Source organism: Bradyrhizobium sp. (assembly GCF_049519115.1).
Taxonomy (GTDB): Bacteria; Pseudomonadota; Alphaproteobacteria; order Rhizobiales; family Xanthobacteraceae; genus Bradyrhizobium.
Window position 1 is genome coordinate 1 of the sequence record NZ_JBEKRB010000151.1, and the last position, 4,453, is coordinate 4,453.

At 54.0% G+C, this 4,453-nt stretch carries 4 protein-coding genes and 2 pseudogenes; 1 reads left to right on the top strand and 5 read right to left on the bottom strand.

Annotated features, from left to right (window positions below):
• The 5 genes and pseudogenes from tnpB to ABSE61_RS36205 form a co-directional block, all read right to left on the bottom strand.
• Nucleotides 1–288 (bottom strand): annotated as a pseudogene (gene tnpB, locus ABSE61_RS36185) (IS66 family insertion sequence element accessory protein TnpB); the annotation flags it as partial.
• Nucleotides 285–416 carry a hypothetical protein gene (locus ABSE61_RS36190; RefSeq protein WP_423875954.1) on the bottom strand — a complete coding sequence of 44 codons (132 nt, stop codon included), beginning with the start codon at nt 414–416 and terminating at the stop codon, nt 285–287. The gene ABSE61_RS36190 and the pseudogene tnpB, both read right to left, overlap by 4 nt.
• Nucleotides 383–739, bottom strand: a complete 357-nt coding sequence (locus tag ABSE61_RS36195; RefSeq protein ID WP_423875951.1) for a transposase — start codon at nt 737–739, stop codon at nt 383–385. Before ABSE61_RS36195 ends, ABSE61_RS36190 begins: the two co-directional genes overlap by 34 nt.
• A 79-nt stretch (nt 740–818) precedes the next feature.
• Nucleotides 819–1,198 (bottom strand): annotated as a pseudogene (locus ABSE61_RS36200) (transposase); the annotation flags it as partial.
• A gap of 60 nt (nt 1,199–1,258) precedes the next feature.
• The gene (locus ABSE61_RS36205; protein WP_423875952.1) at nt 1,259–2,680 is read right to left on the bottom strand and encodes a GumC family protein; all 1,422 of its coding nucleotides are present in this window, start codon (nt 2,678–2,680) and stop codon (nt 1,259–1,261) included.
• A 979-nt stretch (nt 2,681–3,659) separates the two neighbouring features.
• On the opposite strand from ABSE61_RS36205, the gene ABSE61_RS36210 reads away from it, so the two are divergent.
• A partial coding sequence (locus ABSE61_RS36210) for a GNAT family N-acetyltransferase (RefSeq protein WP_423875953.1) occupies nt 3,660–4,453 on the top strand: 794 nt, incomplete at its 3' end.

Sequence of the window (4,453 nt, forward strand, 5' to 3'; positions counted from 1 at the left end):
AAGATAGGATAGTTGCGCAACGCTGATCGTGACAACGCCGTCCGCCAGCGATGGCCACAGAAAGCGGCCGCGCTCCAACCGCTTCGTGAACAGACACGCGCCCTGGCCGTCATGCCAAATGATCTTGATCAGGTCGCCGCCGCCCCCCCTAAAAACCTAGAGATCAACAGCGTTCGGATCCCCCTTCAAGCTCTCCTGAACCAGACGCGCAAGGCCCGGGAATCCGCGGCGCATATCGGTTTGGCCGGTTGCAAGCCACACCCGCACATTGCCCGGTATGGCAATCATCGGCGTTCCAGCACGTCGAGGACCCGCGCCAGCGCTTCCGGGTCAAATTGTGCATCCACCGGGATGCGTCGCCGGTTGCCAAGATCGATCTCGATCAGTCCATTCCGGGCGGCCGGTAACTGCCGCATCCGTCGGTCATCTTCGGACCGAGGCCTCGAATTTCTTCGCCCGTTTCTACCGCCGCGGCAATCTGCACAGGCGCAAAACATGGCACGACCCGCTCGGCTGTCCGTGCCTGCCGGCGCCAGGTGAACACCACGCTCGCCGCAACGCCATTGCGGCACGCAACCTCCGTCGCCTTCGCCCCTGGCGCCAACGTCTCCTCGACAATCCGCGCCTTGTCATCCTGCGACCACCGACGCCGACGACTCCAAACCGCCCAAAACCTCGACCCGCATCGCCTGATGACCTTAAAGCTTGACTTAAGGTCACACGCTTCGCGGAATACCACGCGTCAGACAAGACGGCGATCGTCGGATGCGTACGGAACCGCAAGACATATTGGACGTCAACGTCGCCCATTGACGATAGTTGCGGTTCTCCGTCAGCGCATGTTCACATAAAATAGAGCTTGGCCACTCTGCCGGGTCCTTTAGATAGAGCCTCGCTTCGGGATAGGCGGTCGAGGTGTGCGTTTCGTTCGATCGTCTCAGGCCGTGAAAGTCCGTTTCGTGGTTCTTCCGCCCCGGCCGTGGGAAATCGACGTCCAGGCTTAGATTAGCGTGCCCTCAACCTAAAAATGCTCCGCACTCAAAAGCAGCTTCATGCCCGGCTGCGCCAACACCGCGCTCAAGAACTTCGCGGCGATTTCGCCTTCAAGCAGCCGGTCGCAGTTCTTGGAGAATAGCGAGCGGTCCCACACCACATCATTCACACCGAGCCCGACGAACCAGCGGAAAAGTAGGTCAAATGCCGCTACTTTTCAACAGCCTGCAGGTCGTCGATATGCTTGCATTCTAAAATTCTAGGGCTATGGCGCTACAGCTTTTGCGCGTTTTGCGGTAAGCAAGGTGGGTGAAAGATATTCGGCGGCGAACGCTAGGGCGACTCCAAATCCCAGACCTGCACATAATGCACCGAACAATAGCAGTCCAATTAAGGGCCAGCTTCTTTCTGGCGCTGGCAAAGCGCGCGAAATTATTCGGGAGTTCGTGGTGTCGATATTGGCTTGTTCCCGCGTCTCCTGAGCTCGAACCAAGAAAGCTGAATAGATAGAGCGGCTGGCTTCGACATCGCGCTCAAGCTCGCGGAGTCGAATCGAAGCTTGCCCAGTAGCGAGGGTTTCGATCTTCAATCGATCAACATAGTCCTCGATCTGACGCTCTTCCGCCAACGCCCGCTCGTACTGAGCGCGAGACGCCTGCTCAATGCGGCCAAGCTCCGTGGCGATCAGCCTTCGAAGATTGCTCAACTGGTTCTGAACGGCAGTCATTTTCGGGTGAAGCGGTCCATATTGAGATTGCAGATCTGATTGAAGTTGAACAAGTGTTGATTCTTGCTCGCGCAACGCGCCGACGACGCTCGACTGTATAGCCTCGACGGTCGCATCGGTGCCCGCACCAGCTCTTCGAAGTCGATCGAGCTGGTCTATTTGGGATTTGAACCGAACCGACTTACTTTTTGCAGCCCCAAGCTGAGCATTGGCGTCGCTGAGTTGTTGCTCAACTACGAGCTGACCAGATGTCGCAACGATTTGGTTCTGGGATTTGTATTTTTCAACTGCGTTTTCGGCATCCTGGACGCGTTGGCGTTGCCCGTCGAGGCGCGCGGTCAGGTCCGCCGATGCTTTCCTTGATACCTCGGCCTTTACGTCGCTCTGATCAAGCATATAAGCATCGGCTATCGCGTTAGCGATTTTGGCAGATTTCTCGGCGCTTTTGGTGGTGACAACAACTTCAACAACGAGAACCTTGTCGGCGCGTTTGACCGCAAGGACGCGTCGTAGGGCCGATAGCGTCCTCGCTTCCGCGGTCGATGACTCCGACCATCTCGTCAACACCGGGGCAAGCATCCTTCTTAAAAAACTCGACCCATTGAATTCAGGGTCATTGAGAAGGTCGGTTGCTGCGATTGCGCGCAATAAAACACCACTCGACTCGATAACGCGAGCTTGACTCTCGGCCTGCACTATACCGCCATCTGACGCCATGGTTTCGGGATTTGCCTCCTTTACGACTTGTCTCGCGCGCGAATCTACCAGAATTTGTGCGGTCGACGAGTAAAGCGGCGGAGTGATCAGTGCGTAAAGAAGTGCAATCAAAGCAAACGTCGCAAGCGACCAAATAATCCAAGGCCATCTATGGCGCAGGACAAGCCAAAGTTCACTGACTTCAACAAGGCCATTTTGCGTTGCTGGCCCGGATCGATCGGCAGCAGTTACTAAACCGTACATACCAGCACCCAATGCAAACCAACTCGTACGACACTACAATTTGAGCCAACCCGCCAAAGCTGGCGGTCAGGACAATCCACGCAACGCAACCTCTATGATTTATTTAATCCGAGGACGTCACTAAATAGAGGAGGACTAATAGACTGCGCCATGGATTCATTGATAACCCACATAAACTTGATTGAAAAGGTCTGTTTATGACGATTTATCCGTGGAAGCTCCTTACTGCGGTAGCGTCTCTCGGCAATATTTTAAAATCAGGAGCGAGCCGCAATTCGATTAAACGCCGACCTTGGCACCTTAACCACTCGCAATCGGCATATTAACCTTCTCCACCAGAGCGATCGCGCGAAGCAAGCTCGATGCGTATGCTCAGTTGTCCGATCCGGAAAGGGATTGAAGCAGAAAGCATCGCTTCCTGGACGCACTTATTCGGACATCCCGGGCTAGGCCCATCGCGACGCCAAGCTTGCCGGATTCTAATTTTGGTGATCTTGGGCTCGATCTCTCGGGTTCCTGTTCCTGATAGTATCGGGCATTCAATCTACGGCAACTCGTGTTCGATGGCGTGTCCGCTGATAGCGCGCTCCTGAGCTTCCTAATTGTTAGAATAACCCTGATGCCAAAATCCTCAATGCCAGACAATAGTCAGAGGGCTACCTTGTTCGCCTCGTTCGGATACGCTGGCGGTCGCGCGTATTTATGCGCAACGCAACGGCCATGGCGGTCACGACCTCGCTGAGACAGCATCAAATCAGGTTGGTATCGCCGCTAACATCGAGGAATCCACGACGATATAGAAGGCGATATAGAAGCAAGACATAGCTGGTGTTGTTATTGTCGATCGTAAATTGCCTCATATCGTCGCCTGTAAGTTTGTACCGAATGGCACATTTACCCTGATTCACTTAATGGTAGATTTTTCTGCTCAGTTGCTACACAAAAGTAAGCCTAGCAGGATAGCGATCAAAGCAGCCGCATGCCTACCACCCGCGCCGCCGTTCGGCTTCGACAGATTAAAGAAGCTGATCTGCCAGCTGTTGCGGAACTTTTAAGTGAGGGATTTCCAACTCGCTCCCGCACATATTGGTTGCGCGGGCTGCATCGCATGGCGGTTCGGCCAAGATCGGAGCAACATCCAACTTATGGATATCTACTTGAGAGCGGTGGATTGCCAGTCGGGGCTATTCTGTTGCTTTTTTCAGATGTACTGTCGACTAGCGGCGTCATCGTTCGCTGCAACGTTTCGAGCTGGTATGTGCGACCAGAGTTTCGCATCTTTGCATCCCTTCTGATTACCTCAACCACCAAGGACAAGGACGTTACCTATTTCAATATTTCGGCCGTTCCCCACACATGGTCTACAGTTGAAGCTCAAGGTTTCTCGGTATACTGCAAAGGCCAAATGTACGCGTTCGCGTTTCTCCGCCGGCCGGTCAAGTCTGTGCATATCGAGGTCTTCGATCCCGCAACAACAAGCCTGGATGTCACGGACCGCGAGATTTTAAATCAACATGCGGCTGTCGGTTGTCTGAGCATTGTCGTTCGTTGCAAAAGTGAATGCTATCCATTCGTTTTTCAAAAACACTATGTGAAGGGACTTGTTCCAATTTATCGTCTTACTTACTGCAGGGATGTGAATGAGTTCATGCGCTTTGCTGGTAACCTCGGCCGATTTCTACTCAGCCGCGGCAGCGTATGGATTCAGCTGGACGCCAACGGAGCCCTTCCCGGTCTCATCGGTTGGTATACACAAAAGCGCGGTCGGAAATA

What these genes read in the sequence shown, in the direction of transcription:
- ABSE61_RS36190 (WP_423875954.1), bottom strand. Translation starts at nt 416, where the DNA reads ATGCGGCAGTTACCGGCCGCCCGGAATGGACTGATCGAGATCGATCTT.
- ABSE61_RS36205 (WP_423875952.1), bottom strand. Translation starts at nt 2,680, where the DNA reads ATGTACGGTTTAGTAACTGCTGCCGATCGATCCGGGCCAGCAACGCAA.